Annotated in this window: 10 protein-coding genes and 3 tRNA genes; 2 read left to right on the top strand and 11 right to left on the bottom strand. The window is 60.7% G+C overall.

All coding sequences use genetic code 11. The features are described from left to right. Positions 1-146: 146 nt before the first annotated feature. Together ABJO61_RS17000 and ABJO61_RS16995 are read right to left on the bottom strand one after the other, a co-directional pair. Positions 147-223: transfer RNA gene (locus ABJO61_RS17000), tRNA-Asp, on the bottom strand. A gap of 139 nt (positions 224-362) precedes the next feature. Next, positions 363-438 (bottom strand) — tRNA-Val (locus tag ABJO61_RS16995). Positions 439-597: 159 nt separating this feature from the next. On the opposite strand from ABJO61_RS16995, the gene ABJO61_RS16990 reads away from it, so the two are divergent. Then, the gene (locus ABJO61_RS16990; protein WP_348324532.1) at positions 598-1896 is read left to right on the top strand and encodes an MFS transporter; all 1299 of its coding nucleotides are present in this window, start codon (positions 598-600) and stop codon (positions 1894-1896) included. 62 nt (positions 1897-1958) lie between these two features. Here ABJO61_RS16990 and ABJO61_RS16985 read toward each other — a convergent pair whose 3' ends face one another. The 6 genes from ABJO61_RS16985 to ABJO61_RS16960 all read right to left on the bottom strand — a co-directional run bounded on the left by ABJO61_RS16985 (position 1959) and on the right by ABJO61_RS16960 (position 9557). Next, entirely contained in the window at positions 1959-2249 is a 291-nt protein-coding gene (locus tag ABJO61_RS16985; protein ID WP_293331145.1) for an HU family DNA-binding protein, read from the bottom strand. A gap of 179 nt (positions 2250-2428) precedes the next feature. Next, a complete protein-coding gene (lon, locus tag ABJO61_RS16980; RefSeq protein ID WP_348324529.1) occupies positions 2429-4882 on the bottom strand; it encodes an endopeptidase La in 2454 nt (817 codons plus the stop codon). A gap of 287 nt (positions 4883-5169) precedes the next feature. Next, positions 5170-6435, bottom strand: a complete 1266-nt coding sequence (gene clpX / locus ABJO61_RS16975; protein ID WP_348324527.1) for an ATP-dependent Clp protease ATP-binding subunit ClpX — start codon at positions 6433-6435, stop codon at positions 5170-5172. Positions 6436-6733: 298 nt separating this feature from the next. Then, positions 6734-7372 carry an ATP-dependent Clp protease proteolytic subunit gene (locus tag ABJO61_RS16970; protein WP_348324526.1) on the bottom strand — a complete coding sequence of 213 codons (639 nt, stop codon included), beginning with the start codon at positions 7370-7372 and terminating at the stop codon, positions 6734-6736. Between the two features lie 211 nt (positions 7373-7583). Continuing rightward, positions 7584-8114 carry an N-acetyltransferase gene (locus ABJO61_RS16965; RefSeq protein WP_348324524.1) on the bottom strand — a complete coding sequence of 177 codons (531 nt, stop codon included), beginning with the start codon at positions 8112-8114 and terminating at the stop codon, positions 7584-7586. A gap of 108 nt (positions 8115-8222) precedes the next feature. Beyond that, positions 8223-9557 (bottom strand): type III PLP-dependent enzyme, encoded by a 1335-nt coding sequence (locus ABJO61_RS16960; protein WP_348324522.1) that lies wholly within the window; start codon positions 9555-9557, stop codon positions 8223-8225. 257 nt (positions 9558-9814) lie between these two features. On the opposite strand from ABJO61_RS16960, the gene ABJO61_RS16955 reads away from it, so the two are divergent. Continuing rightward, the gene (locus ABJO61_RS16955) at positions 9815-11092 is read left to right on the top strand and encodes a tetratricopeptide repeat protein (RefSeq protein WP_348324520.1); all 1278 of its coding nucleotides are present in this window, start codon (positions 9815-9817) and stop codon (positions 11090-11092) included. A gap of 69 nt (positions 11093-11161) precedes the next feature. Here ABJO61_RS16955 and tig read toward each other — a convergent pair whose 3' ends face one another. The 3 genes from tig to ABJO61_RS16940 form a co-directional block, all read right to left on the bottom strand. Continuing rightward, a complete protein-coding gene (tig, locus tag ABJO61_RS16950) occupies positions 11162-12679 on the bottom strand; it encodes a trigger factor (protein ID WP_348324518.1) in 1518 nt (505 codons plus the stop codon). Between the two features lie 48 nt (positions 12680-12727). Then, positions 12728-12812, bottom strand: a tRNA-Leu gene (locus ABJO61_RS16945). Between the two features lie 111 nt (positions 12813-12923). Beyond that, the gene (locus tag ABJO61_RS16940; RefSeq protein WP_348324516.1) at positions 12924-14438 is read right to left on the bottom strand and encodes an NAD(P)H-hydrate dehydratase; all 1515 of its coding nucleotides are present in this window, start codon (positions 14436-14438) and stop codon (positions 12924-12926) included. Between the last annotated feature and the right edge of the window lie 37 nt (positions 14439-14475).

Raw genomic sequence — 14475 nt, 5'->3', positions numbered from 1 at the left:
AGCGCCCGCGTCGCCAAGGCAAAAGCTGTTGATTTTCCGGCCTTTGCGAACCGTTCCGAACAACACATGCAGCGTTTTGTGCAATGCATGCAAAGTGCGGCGAAGCGGAGTCGCTACGGGCATCGAAGCCGGCGTTTTGAAGAAAATGGCGGGAGTGACGGGACTCGAACCCGCGGCCTCCGGCGTGACAGGCCGGCGCTCTAACCAACTGAGCTACACCCCCTTGCCGACGGCGAAGCCGCCCGAGAGGTGGGCGTCTCGTAAGCCAAGGTATCCGCGCTGTCAAGGCGGGTTTCCGCGCTTCATGCATTTGTTCGATTTCGGCAATGAGCCGGATCGTATCCCGCCGGGCAGGCAAGGACTGGTGGGCGGTGACGGGCTCGAACCGCCGACCCTCTCGGTGTAAACGAGATGCTCTACCAACTGAGCTAACCGCCCGCACACAAAGCCTTGTGTATGCGCGGCGAAACTCCTATCGGATGCCTTTGCCGATTGCAATCGCAAGCAGCAGATGGCTCGATCCGAGCCATTGCAATCCCGTGCCAAAACCGCGAACTTGGGCCTAGCCACTCACAGCCACGACAGACGGAATCCCCCTTGCCCCGTACGATTGCGCCCGTCTTTTCGCTGCTTCTGGCAACAGCGATTCTGCTCGTCGGCAACGGGATGCTCGGCACCCTCATACCGATTCGTGCCGGTCTCGACGGCTTCGCGACGACAACCGTCGGCATAATCGGCAGTGTCTACTTCGCCGGATTTCTCATTGGGTGCCTCGCCACGCCGCATGTCGTGCGCCGGGCCGGACACATCCGAAGCTTCGCCACCTTTTGCGGCCTCGCCTCCGCCGCGCCGCTGATCCATGCGCTATCGGCCGACCCCATTGTCTGGGCCCTCATGCGCGTACTCACGGGCTTCTGCTTCGCCGGGCTCTACATGGTCATCGAAAGCTGGCTCAACGAGCAGTCGACCAACGAGACACGCGGACGGCTCTTCTCGGCCTATCTGATGGTGAACCTTTCGGCGCTCACCGTTGGCCAGTTACTGCTCAATGCGGCCGATCCGGCAGCTTTCGTCCTGTTCGCTGTGGTCTCGATTCTCACTTCGCTTGCGCTCGTGCCCGTCGCAATGACGACCTCCGTACAGCCAATGCCTATCCAGAGCACCCGGATCGACATCTGGGCGCTCTACTCACTGTCTCCCGTGGGCCTTGTCGGCTCCTTCGTGGTGGGGCTGGCCAATGCGCCCTTCTGGACCCTTGCCCCGCTCTATGCGAGCGAGAGCGGGCTCGACACAGCGGGTATTTCGATCTTCATGGCTGCTGCCATTATCGGCGGGGCCATCGCCCAGTGGCCAATCGGACGCATTTCGGACCGCATGGACCGGCGCCGCGTGATCGTCGCCCTCAGCCTCGGCGCAGCACTCGGGGAAGCGGCTCTGGCAGCCGCCGGGATGAGCGGTAACATGCTCGCCGTCATGGCGGCCGGTTTCCTGTTCGGGGTATTCGGGCTCACGCTTTATTCGGTGGTCGTCGCCCATATGAACGACCACGGGCAGAGTGAAAGCTTCGTTGCCATATCGGGTGGCATGCTCATCGTCTTTTCGGTGGGTTCGATCATTGGCCCGACGGCGGCATCCATCGGCGTGTCGACCTTCGGCATGGCGTCGATCTTCGTGGCGACGGCGGCGGTCCATATCGGCTTTGCCGGTTTCACGCTCTACCGGATCGCCTTCAGCCCCGCGCTCACGGGAGAGCAGCGAACAGACTTCGTTGCCGTTCCCTTCCCCCAGGTGCAGCCGCTGCCGACCGAACTCGACCCGCGCGCGGCGGAGGACGAAATGCCCGTGGAGGAGAACGCCGAAGGGCCCCGCGACGAGCAGAGCGAAACGGGGCGCTGAAAAGCAAAAGACCGGCACGCCCTCACCGGGCGGCCGGCCCTTTGAACCAGCTTATCGAAGGATCAGCTGTTAACGGCGTCCTTGAGACCCTTGCCGGCCTTGAACTTCGGCTGCTTCGACGCAGGGATCTGAATGGTCTCGCCGGTACGCGGGTTGCGGCCCTCGGTGGCCGCGCGGTTCGACACATTGAAGGTGCCGAAACCAACGAGCCGGACCTCTTCGCCCTTTTTCAGCGAGTCCGTGATGATGTCGAATACATAGTCGACGGCTTTCGTGGTGTCGGCCTTAGACAGACCGCTCCGTTCCGCCACTTCTGCAATCAGATCGTTCTTATTCACGTGAGGCCCCTCCACATGCAATGGCGGGAATCTGAGGATTCCCCTGAGACTCGGGAGTCTACCCGTCGGTGAAGAAGGGGGTCAAAGTAAAATCGCAGGATTTCTGCGGAAAATCCGTATTTCCGATAACGAAAAACGGGAGCCCGAAGGCTCCCGTTTCCGTCAAATCCGCCTTTGTGGCGTATTTTTCACTCTTAATGCGCCATAACCTGCTCAGGCGCGTCCCCGGAGGGGCGCTTGCCGGCCTGTTCGGCAAGCCAGGCTTCCTCGTCCCATTCGATCGGCTCGGGCATGCGCGTCAGCGCATTCTTGAGCACTTCGTCGATGGTATTCACCGGCACGATCTCCAGAGCGTTCTTCACATTATCTGGAATATCGGCAAGATCCTTGGCGTTGTCCTGCGGGATCAGCACCTTCTTGATGCCGCCACGCAGCGCCGCGAGGAGTTTTTCCTTCAGGCCGCCAATGGGCAGAACCCGGCCACGAAGCGTCATCTCGCCCGTCATCGCCACGTCCTTGCGGACTGGAATGCCGGTCATCACCGAAACGATGGCGACCGTCATGGCGGTGCCGGCCGAAGGGCCATCCTTGGGGGTCGCACCTTCAGGCACATGGACGTGAATGTCCCTGCGGTCGAAGAGCGGCGGCTCGATGCCGAAGCGGGTCGCGCGGGAGCGGACATAGGAACTCGCCGCCGAAATCGACTCCTTCATGACATCGCGCAGGTTGCCCGTGACTGTCATGCGGCCCTTGCCGGGCATCATGACGCCTTCGATAGTCAGCAATTCGCCACCGACTTCCGTCCAGGCAAGGCCCGTCACGATGCCGACCTGATCCTCGCCCTCGGCCTCGCCATAGCGATATTTCGGGACACCGGCGTAGTCCTCGATGTTCTCACTCGTGAGCGCGATCGATTTCTTGCCCGGCGTGGTGAGGATTTCCTTCACCGCCTTACGAGCAAGATTATTCAATTCGCGCTCAAGGTTACGAACACCCGCCTCGCGCGTGTAGACGCGGATCAGCTGACGCAGCGCCTCGTCGTCGATGGACCACTCGCCCTTCTTCAGGCCGTGAGATTCGAGCGCCTTCTGGATCAGATGGCGGCGCGAAATCTCGACCTTCTCATCCTCGGTGTAGCCGGCGATGCGGATGATCTCCATCCGATCCATCAGCGGTTCGGGGATGTTGAGCGTATTCGCCGTCGTCACGAACATGACGTCGGAGAGGTCGTAGTCCACCTCCAGATAGTGGTCGGCGAAGGCATTGTTCTGCTCCGGGTCCAGCACCTCGAGAAGCGCCGAAGACGGATCGCCACGGAAATCCGAGCCCATCTTGTCGATTTCGTCGAGCAGGAAGAGCGGGTTCGCATGCTTCACCTTCTTCATCGACTGGATGACCTTGCCGGGCATCGAGCCGATATAGGTGCGGCGATGACCGCGGATCTCGGCCTCGTCACGCACACCGCCGAGCGACATGCGCACGAAGTCACGGCCGGTCGCACGCGCAATCGACTTGCCGAGTGAGGTCTTGCCGACACCGGGCGGTCCGACGAGGCAAAGGATCGGGCCCTTGAGCTTGTTGGACCGGCTCTGCACCGCGAGATATTCGAGGATACGTTCCTTGACCTTGTCGAGGCCGTAATGCTCCTTGTCGAGAATTTCCTGCGCGGCGAGGACGTCCTTCTTCACGCGGCTTTTCTTCTTCCACGGCACGGAGAGCAACCAGTCGAGATAGTTGCGCACGACGGTCGCTTCGGCGGACATCGGGCTCATCTGCTTGAGCTTCTTCAGCTCGGCGATGGCCTTTTCATGTGCTTCTTTCGAAAGCTTGGTCTTCTGGATGCGCTCTTCGAGCTCGCGCATCTCGTCCTTGCCTTCGTCGCCGTCGCCAAGCTCCTTCTGAATGGCCTTGAGCTGCTCGTTCAGATAGTACTCGCGCTGCGTCTTCTCCATCTGGCGCTTCACGCGCGAGCGGATGCGCTTCTCCACCTGGAGAACGCTGATCTCGCCTTCCATCAGCGAATAGACCCGCTCCAGCCGTTCGGTAACTGACGGCATTTCGAGAAGCTCCTGCTTCTCGGGGATCTTGATGTTGATATGGCTTGCGATCGTGTCGGCAAGCTTCGCGGCCTCTTCGATCTGGCCGATCGAACCCAACACTTCCGGCGGAACCTTCTTGTTGAGTTTCACATAGCCTTCGAACTGCGACACCACCGAACGCGACAGGCCTTCGAGCTGCTCGCCGTCATCGTCGGTTTCTGCGACGAGATCAATCTCGGCTTCAAAGAACTCGTCATTCGGCGTGAACTTCTTTACCCGCGCGCGACGAACCCCTTCCACCAGCACCTTCACGGTGTTGTCGGGGAGCTTCAGAAGCTGGAGGACGGTACCGACTGTGCCGACCTCGTAAATTTCGTCTGCTGACGGATTATCGTCCGCTGCGTTCTTTTGCGCGACGAGCAAAATCTGCTTGTCGTCCTGCATCACGTTTTCGAGTGCGCGCACGGATTTCTCGCGGCCGACAAAGAGCGGCACGATCATGTGCGGGAAAACCACGATGTCGCGCAAAGGCAGGACGGGAAGGACGAGCGTCTCTTCCGTGCCTTCGTCACCGGCTGGAGGCTTGTTGCTCTGTTCGTTGTCAGTCATGGTCGGAACCTGCCTTACTAAAATCTGCCGCCCGCAGCGAAAACGTCAGCCTAACATTCGATTCTGAATGAATGCTGATCTGCCGGTCGTCCACCAGAATAGCGGGATTCGGGCACACCGCGCCTCTTTCGGAACGGCGTTGGACGAGGAGGCTGCCGGGTTACGTTGCGGAACCCGGCTCGCGGCTCGGGCGAGCCTACTGGTTAAAATGAAAATGGCCCTGAAAGCTCATGCTTTCAAGGCCATCGTCAAATTTCGAAAAGCCCCGTTTTCATGGGGTTTTGATGTCAGGCACCTGTGCCGATGTCACCCTGGCGCTCGGCGTAGATGTAAAGCGGGCGGGCCTTGCCCTCCACCACTTCAGCGCTGATGACGACTTCCTCGACGCCTTCGAGCGTCGGCAGATCGAACATCGTGTCGAGCAGGATCGATTCAAGGATCGAACGAAGGCCACGGGCGCCGGTCTTGCGCTCGATTGCCTTGCGCGAAACTGAACGCAGCGCCTCATCGGAGAAGGTAAGCTTCACATTCTCCATCTCGAACAGGCGCTCATACTGCTTCACCAGCGCGTTCTTGGGCTGTGTGAGGATGGTAACAAGCGCTTCCTCGTCGAGATCTTCAAGCGTCGCCAGAACCGGCATACGACCGACGAATTCCGGAATGAGGCCGAATTTCAGAAGATCTTCCGGTTCGAGATCCTTGAGGAGCTCACCGGTCTTGCGATCCTCGGCTGCCTGGACCTGGGCGCTGAAGCCCATGCCGGCCCCCTTGCCGCGCTGCCCGATGATCTTTTCGAGGCCCGCAAAAGCGCCGCCACAGATGAACAGGATGTTCGTCGTGTCGACCTGCAGGAACTCCTGCTGCGGATGCTTGCGGCCACCCTGTGGCGGAACGCTGGCAACCGTGCCTTCCATGATCTTCAGCAGCGCCTGCTGGACACCTTCGCCCGACACGTCACGCGTAATCGACGGATTGTCCGACTTGCGGCTGATCTTGTCGACCTCGTCGATATAGACGATACCGCGCTGCGCACGCTCGACATTGTAGTCTGCGGACTGAAGCAGCTTCAGAATGATGTTTTCCACGTCCTCGCCGACATAACCGGCTTCGGTCAGCGTGGTTGCATCCGCCATCGTGAAGGGCACATCCAGAATGCGGGCAAGCGTCTGCGCAAGCAGCGTCTTGCCGCAACCGGTCGGACCGATCAGCAGAATGTTCGACTTCGCGAGTTCGACGTCGTTGTTCTTGGCGGCGTGGTTGAGACGTTTGTAATGGTTGTGGACCGCAACCGAGAGCACACGCTTGGCATGCTGCTGACCAATCACGTAGTCGTCCAGCACCCCGCAGATTTCCTGCGGCGAGGGAACCCCGTCACGCGATTTCACCAGCGAAGACTTGTTCTCCTCGCGGATGATATCCATGCAGAGTTCGACGCATTCGTCGCAGATAAAGACGGTCGGTCCCGCGATCAGCTTCCTGACTTCATGCTGGCTCTTGCCGCAGAAAGAACAGTAGAGCGTGTTCTTGGAGTCGCCGCCGCTCACCTTGCTCATAAAAACTCCTTAGTAACCTGCAGGCCTTAACTGACGCATCCAGCCCTTGCACCAAACGTGCCTGCCTTGCGGCGGCCGATCAAGGCACCTGTTTTCATACGCCCGAAGGGCCCAAACGGATGACTCAGCAAGCCGCCTTAACTCCATACGAGCATGTTATTCGGCGAGGGATCAACATTTCATTACCCCTCCGTGACAGCGGAAAACGCCGTTTTCGCGCCGGAGAAGCCCGCTTCATGAGCAAATCAAAGCCCATTATGCGGGCAGCCGAACCGAATAGCTGCAAAGTGGTGCTAAATCAGCCCTTTGCGGCGGTGTCCCCCGGAGAGGCCGGGCGCTCGACACCAACATGATCGATAATGCCGAATTCCTTCGCGCGTTCAGGGCTCATGAAGTTGTCACGCTCAAGCGCGTCTTCCACATCCTTCAGGCTCTGACCGGTGTGTTTCACATAGATATTGTTCAGACGCTCGCGAATCGCGATCGTCTCACGCGCGTGAATTTCGATATCCGTCGCCTGGCCCTGGAAGCCGCCGGAAGGCTGGTGAACCATGATGCGCGCATTCGGGAGCGCATGGCGCATACCCTTTTCGCCTGCGGCAAGGAGAAGCGAGCCCATTGAAGCCGCCTGTCCCATGCAAACCGTCGCAACGGGCGGACGAATGTGCTGCATAGTGTCGTAGATCGCCAGTCCCGACGTCACCACGCCGCCCGGCGAGTTGATGTACATCGAGATTTCCTTCTTCGGGTTTTCCGCCTCGAGGAAGAGAAGCTGTGCTGTCACCAGCATCGCCATGCTGTCCTCGACGGGCCCCGCGACGAAAATGATGTGCTCCTTCAGCAGACGCGAGAAAATATCGTAGGCGCGCTCGCCACGGTTGGTCTGCTCGACCACCATCGGCACGAGGTTCATGTAGGTTTCGACGGGGTCTTTCATTGTCTCTCCTGAGCATCGGCCGATTTATGCGCCTGTTTAACAGGAAGCGCCGTCACCCGGCAAAGGGCACAAGCGTCGCATTCCCATGCAAGCGCATGAAACTTGATAGTCCGATTCGGTAAATGGACGGTTCAGAACACTAGCGCAAGGAATATAGGGACTGGAACGGCAGATTTCGCCCCCACCCCGCACCGGGTCTTTTGTCGTAGCTTCAGGCAGCCTGTCTGACCTTTGCGGGCGCCGGCACCCCCACCATGTCGCCCGGACGCCCGATCATGCCCGCTACACCCGCCAGAGCGCCCGAAACAAGCTCACGGGCGAGAAAACGCGCGGGGTCCACCCAACCCGGCAGTTCGAGCCTGCGGGCAAGTGCGCGGGTGAAACCAAAACGGCGGTAGTAGGGCTCATCGCCGACCAGCACCACGATCCGGTGCCCCTGCTCCGCGGCGCGGGCGAGGCCGGCCTTCATGAGGCGGCTGCCGATCCCCTCACCCTGACGCTCCGGCGAGATGACGAGTGGCCCGAGCAGGAGTGCAGGCGTGCCCTCAATCTCGACCGGCCAGAAGCGAAGGCTACCGATGACATCTCCGCCATCAAGCGCAACGAGCGACAAAGAGGCATCGGCCTCCACGCCATCGCGAAGCCGGTAGACTGTTTTCGCGAAGCGGTCCGGGCCGAAGGCGTCCGCGACCAGCGCAGCGACGTCCCTTTCGTGTGACTCAGATTCAAGAACGATCTTCATGTGCGTTTCCATGGGCGGGGATCGGGCGCGGCAAGTTTTCGTTCGCGCTGCCCTTCCTGGCTTTTCCCGGTCGTCTTTCTCGTATGAGTGTGCTTTTGGCGGGTGGCCTCAGATGCAGACGCTCGCCAGCGGCGGGAAGCCATTGAACGCGACGGCCGAATAGGTCGTCGTGTAGGCACCCGTGGCAAGAATCCAGACCTTGTCGCCCGCCTGCAATTCGACCGGCAGGCGATAGTCCGTCTTCTCGTAGAGAATGTCGGCGCTGTCGCAGGTCGGACCGGCGAGAACGACGGGCGACGTGTCGTTCTCGCTCGATACCGCGGCATCACGAGAAGTCAGGAGACGGTAGCGGATCGCCTCGTCCATGGTTTCGGCAAGGCCGTGAAACTTGCCTGCATCGAGATAGACCCATCGTCGCGCATCGTCGCCCCCCTTTTCGGAGACGAGTACGACTTCGGCCTGGATGACACCGGCGTCGCCGACGACGCCACGGCCGGGCTCCACGATCACTTCAGGCTGACGCTCGCCGAAGTGGCGCGTGAGCGCTTCGCGGATCGCCTCGCCATAGGCGGCAATCGAGGGCACGTCGGTGCGGTAGCGCGAAGGAAAGCCGCCGCCCATGTTGACCATGCGCAGGTTCACACCGCGCGCGCCGAGATCGCGGAAGAGCGACAGAGAGAGCGCGAGCGCCTTGTCATATTGCGTGAGGTCGGTCTGCTGCGAGCCGACATGGAAGGACAAGCCATAGGCATCGAGGCCGAGTTCATTGGCACGGACGAGCAGGTCCGCCGCCATCTCGGGCTCGCAACCGAACTTGCGCGAGAGCGGCCACTCGGCGCCTTCGCATTCCATGAGTACGCGGCAATAAACCTTCGAGCCGGGCGCAACGCGCGCGATCTTGTCAAGTTCGGCAGCGCTGTCGAAGGCGTACATGCGCACACCCTTGGCGAAGGCCGCTGCAATGTCGCGTTCCTTCTTGATCGTGTTGCCGAAGGAGAGGCGATCGGCCGAGACGCCGTGGCTCAGGCAGAGATCGATCTCGCCCATGCTCGCGGTATCGAAGGACGAGCCGAGGCGGGCCAGACGCGAGACAATTTCGTCGGCCGGGTTTGCCTTGACGGCATAGAAGATACGGGCCTGCGGCAGCGAGCGCGCGAGTTCCTCGAAGTTATGGGCGACGATGTCGACGTCGACCACAAGGCAAGGCGAGGGAATGTCGGCTGTCGCAAGGTAGCGCGCGATCTTGGGCGGCAAGCCACCGCGCTCCAGCGGAAGCTCGGCCGCCTGCGGCACAAGCCGCAAGCGCGGCTTGCGACGAAGCGGTGACTTCAACGGTGTGACCGGCCTGCCAGCCGGAGCCGACTTGGCAGTCGGAACCGTGGGGGCAGCGGATTTCATGGAAATGCGCGAACGGGCACGGCGGCCCTGCTCCGGAGCGAACATCGTAAACACCCTTTTTCAGACCCGGCTTTTTTCTGTTGGCCGGCGTGATCCAAAAAGGACGCTTCCGTCGTTGCATAAACCTGCTAAGGGCCAGCGGCACGTGCGTGTGCGTCTTGTGATGCGCGGAGATATAGGTATCGCCGAGTCCGCGCAACAGGTTTTTCTCCCTCGGGCCAAGATTTTTTACTACCGAAATCCTAACGCATCGGTGCCTTCATTCAGCCATAATTCGGGCGGCACCGACGATCGGGGGAACCATGATGCGCGCGACCAAAAAAGAACTCATCATTGCCGGCGGCAGCGTGTTCGCACTGCTCGCACTGATCGGCGCGTATGGAATCTACGTGACCTCTGCGAGCGACCTTGCCGAAGCACGAAGGGCTTACCACGCAGGCAACGTCGAGCGGGCCCTCGAACTCTACACGTCGGCAACCACCTCACCTGTCCTGCTGCCGCGCCACCGGGCGGAAGCGTACAAACTCCGCGGTCTGCTGCACTACAAGCGAGAGGATCACGATCAAGCAATTGCCGACCTGACCGCCGCCGTGGAAATCAGGCCCGACCCGATCGCCTACCGATTTCGAAGTTTTGCGAAGGAAGCCGAGGGAGATTATGAGGGAGCAATCTCTGATCTGACGGAGGTCATTTCGCTCAGTCCGTCGGATGGTCATGCGATTGCCCATCGCGGGTTGCTCAAGGAAAAGACCCTGAACTACCCCGCAGCCGTCGAGGACTATTCCCTGGTTCTCGACCGCTTTCCCGACTTTCGCGGTTGGGTGCTTCCCATGCGGGCGCAAGCCTATGCCGAACAAGCGCTTCTGCCTGAGGCGATAGCCGATATTCTTGCCGTCCCGATGGACGGGCCCTACGACTACGACGGGCGTGTCTCTCGTGGGATGCTCCTCGACAATGCGGGTGCCTACAGGGAAGCACAGAGAGAATTTATCGAAGCAATAAGACTCAAACCGCGTGAGGCAGACGCCTACGCATCCCGCGGCATATCGTATTTCGCAGCGGGAAATTTCGAGGACGCGGTAGAGAACTTCGACATGGCTATCGACCTTGAGCCCCTGAACAGCAACGCCTATTACGGCCGCGGGAGGGCCAACTTTTATCTCGGTCGAAATGGCGCCGCGATAAAGGATATCAAGAAATCGCTCTCGCTCGACCCTTCCTACATGTATCCGGCGTTGTGGCTTTACATCGTCCACACAAAAGCCGGACATCCAAGCCAACAGATCCTTCATGACCATGCAAAGAATTTTGTCGAGGCCTGGCCCAGACCCATCGTCGATTTCTTCACCGGCAAGATCGATCAAGAAGCCCTCTTCAATGCAGCAGCCGACATCACACCTGCTACGGAGAAGGAGCAACGCTGCGAAGCCTACTATTACCTCGGAGCAGCCCAATTCGCGCGAGGCGAGCAGCAAAGCAAGGTCGCGCTCGAAAAGGCCGCAGATATATGCCCGCGCAGCTTCGTGGAATATTCCGCGGCCCTTCACAATCTAAGTCAGCTCGCAGCCCGCGGACGATAGTCTCCGGCGGCAAAGAAAAAGGCCCGGACAATCATCCGGGCCTTTCTTTCGTTCGGAACGGCGGACCGCTCAGTCTTCTTTTTTCTTTTTGGCAGGCGCCTTCTTGGCGGCGGGCTTCTTCTCGCCACCCTCATCTTTCTTGGCGTCATCCTTCTTCGCAGCGGCTTTCTTCGGCGCAGCCTTCTTTTTGGCCGGCTTCTCTTCGCCGTGGTCATGGTCGTGATCGTGATCGTGGTGGTGATCATGCTCATCCGCGTCCGGGTCGGTGAAGAGCTCGTCGCGGCTCACCACCTTGTCCGTCACGTCCGCCAGTTCGGCAATGAAGTCGACGACCTTGTCTTCGAAGATCGGCGCACGCAGTTCCTGCACAGCCTGCGGGTTCTGCTGGAAGTACTGATAAAGCTGCCGCTCCTGGCCAGGGAACTGGCGGGCGCGTTCGGCAAGTGCCTGATTCAGTTCCTGCTCGGTGACGGTAATGCTGTTCTTCTCACCGACTTCCGCGAGGAGAAGACCAAGGCGAACGCGGCGCTCGGCGATCTTGCGGTATTCGGCGCGGACTTCCTCTTCCGGCTCGTCGAGGTCGGCAGCCGTTTTGTTCTGATGCTGCAACTCATGCTCGAACTGCTGCCAGATCTGGTTGAACTCCTGGTCGACCATAGTGGGCGGCAGCTCAAAATCGTGCAGCTCGTCGAGCTTGTCGAGCATGGCGCGCTTCATGTGCTGGCGCGACATGCGGTCGTATTCGCCCTTCATCTGCTCGGCGAGCGCTTCGCGCAGCTTCTCAAGGCTTTCGAGACCGAAGCGCGTGGCGAGCTCGTCGTTGAGCTCCAGTTCCGCAGGCGCCTTCACTTCCTTGACCTTGACGTCGAAAACGGCGTCCTTACCTGCGAGCTGCTCGGCGCCATACTCCTCGGGGAAGGTCACCTTCACCTCGATTTCGTCGCCAGCCTTGGCACCGATGAGCTGTTCCTCGAAGCCGGGAATGAAACGGCCAGAGCCGATTTCGAGATTGGCATCCTCGGCGGAACCGCCTTCAAACGCCTCACCGTCGATCTTGCCGATGAAATCGAGCGTCAGCAGATCGCCGTCTTCAGCCTTGGCGCCTTCTTCGCGCGGTTCGAAATTTTTCTGGTTCTCGGCGAGGCGCTTCAGCGACTCGTCCACGTCCTCGTCCTTTACCTCAGCCGTGAGGCGCTCGAGCGACATCTTTGAAAAGTCAGTCAGATCGAAGGCCGGGATGACTTCGAAGCTCATCTTGTAGGTGAGGTCCGACTTGCCGTCGATCACGTCCTGGATTTCGCCTTCGAGGTCGATCGCAGGCTGGAAGGCGGGGCGAAGAGATTCCTCCTCGATCGCCTTCTGGCTCGTCTCGCCAACGGTTTCCTGAATGACTTCGCCCATGACCTGCTTGCCGAAGGTCTTGCGAAGATGGCTGAGCGGAACCTTGCCCGGGCGGAAGCCCTTGAGGCGCACCTGGCTCTTCATCTCATCGAGTTTGGCGCCGAGCTTCGATTCCAGATCCTGAGCAGGAACCTGAATCTTCAATTCGCGCTTCAATCCGTCCGCGTTCGTTACCGTGACCTGCATTATCCAATCCGTTCTTTTTCGGCCATTCTGTCAGCCGGGCTTCCGGCCTGGTGCGGGCGGAGGGACTCGAACCCCCACGCCTTGCGGCACTGGAACCTAAATCCAGCGCGTCTACCAATTCCGCCACGCCCGCAAAAAGGTCTCTGGCGTAGCCCAAGCGAGCCGGCCTGTCCCTGAATTGGCGCACTCTATATCAAGGGCATAAGGCGATTGCCAGCAAAAGCCGCGGAAAGCCGGGCAATCCTCAGATGCGGTCCAGAAGATCGCGGAGAACCGCGGGAAGCATTTCCGGCAAGTCCTCGGAAATGAGGCCGGGACCGAAGCAATCTCCCGCCTCCCCGTGGAGCCAGACGCCAGCACAGGCCGCCTCGAAGGGGGGCATGCCCTGGGCCAGAAGACCGAGCACGACGCCCGCCAATACGTCGCCGGACCCTGCTGTTGCGAGTTCCGGCCCGGCATTGCGGGCAATGGCGGCGCGGCCATCGGGCGCTGCAACGACCGTATCCGGCCCCTTGAGAATCACGATCGCCGCGGCCTCGGCGGCTGCGAGGCGGGCTCGTTCGAGCTTGTCTGCGCCCTCCTCCCCCTTTTTGGAGGCGATGTTCGGGAAGAGGCGCGAGAACTCGCCTTCATGCGGGGTCATTACGACGGGGCCAGCAAAAAAGCCCTTGATGGCAACAAAGAGGTCGCGCGGGATCTCCGCAAAGGAGGTCAGCGCGTCAGCGTCGAGCACTATGGCGGCCCCCGAAAGAAGAGCCGCGAGTACATTGTCGCGCGTCTCCCAGCCGATGCCCGCGCCGGGACCGACAAGCAGTGCGTTCTTGCGTTTGTCCTCAAGGATGGCCGTCAGCGCGTCCGCCCCCTCAAAAGGCATCAGCATGATCGAAGTGAGATGCGCTGCATTGACCGGGATGGCAGAGGGTGGCGAGGCGACGGTGACGAGCCCAGCGCCCGCCCGCAACGCGCCGCGGGCCGCGAGGCGAGCAGCGCCCGTATGCGAGGCATCGCCCGACACGACGACGGCATGGCCACGCGTATATTTATGGCTGTCGATGCGCGGACGCGGGAAAACCGATGCCCAGAGCGGTGGCGCATTGACGAAAGTGTGCGGCCCGATCTCCGCCAGCACTTCGGGCTTTATACCGATATCGGCTACGACAAGTTCACCGCAGAGAAGACGGCCCGGCAGCAGCAAGTGGCCGGGTTTCGGGCGGAAGAAGGTGACGGTGAGTGCGGCGGTAAAGGCTGCACCGCGCGCCTGCCCCGTGTTTCCATCAATGCCGGTCGGTATGTCCACCGCGATGACGGGCGTTCCTGCCTCGCCTATCCGGCGGATGGCGTCAGCGGCCGGACCATCTACATCGCGAGCGAGCCCGGCGCCGAAAATCGCATCGACGACGAGCGAAGCGCCCTTTCCTGCATCGGCGGCCAGCAGATGAACGGCGCCCGGCCAGCGGTCCGCCGCGGCGGCGGCATCGCCCTTAAGCTTCTCCCGCGGTCCCACCAAAAAGAGCGTGACGGACCAGCCCCGTTCGGCCAGAAGGCGGGCGACAACGAAGCCGTCGTCGCCATTGTTGCCCGGCCCGCAAAGTACGGAAACCGGCCCCTGCGGGAAACGTGACACGATTGCATCCGCCACCGCCCTGCCCGCGTTTTCCATAAGGGCAATACCGGGCGTGCCGCTCTCGATGGTGAGCGCGTCGGCACGTGCCATCTCTTCGACGGTGAGAAGTTCAAGAGAATCTATCGCGTCTGTCATGGCAGCACTATAACCATGCGATTGCGGCGGGTAATTG

Source organism: Parvibaculum sp. (assembly GCF_039973015.1).
Classification (GTDB): domain Bacteria; phylum Pseudomonadota; class Alphaproteobacteria; order Parvibaculales; family Parvibaculaceae; genus Parvibaculum.
Note: the sequence above shows the minus strand (reverse complement) of the source record. Positions and strands in the feature narration are given on the sequence as shown.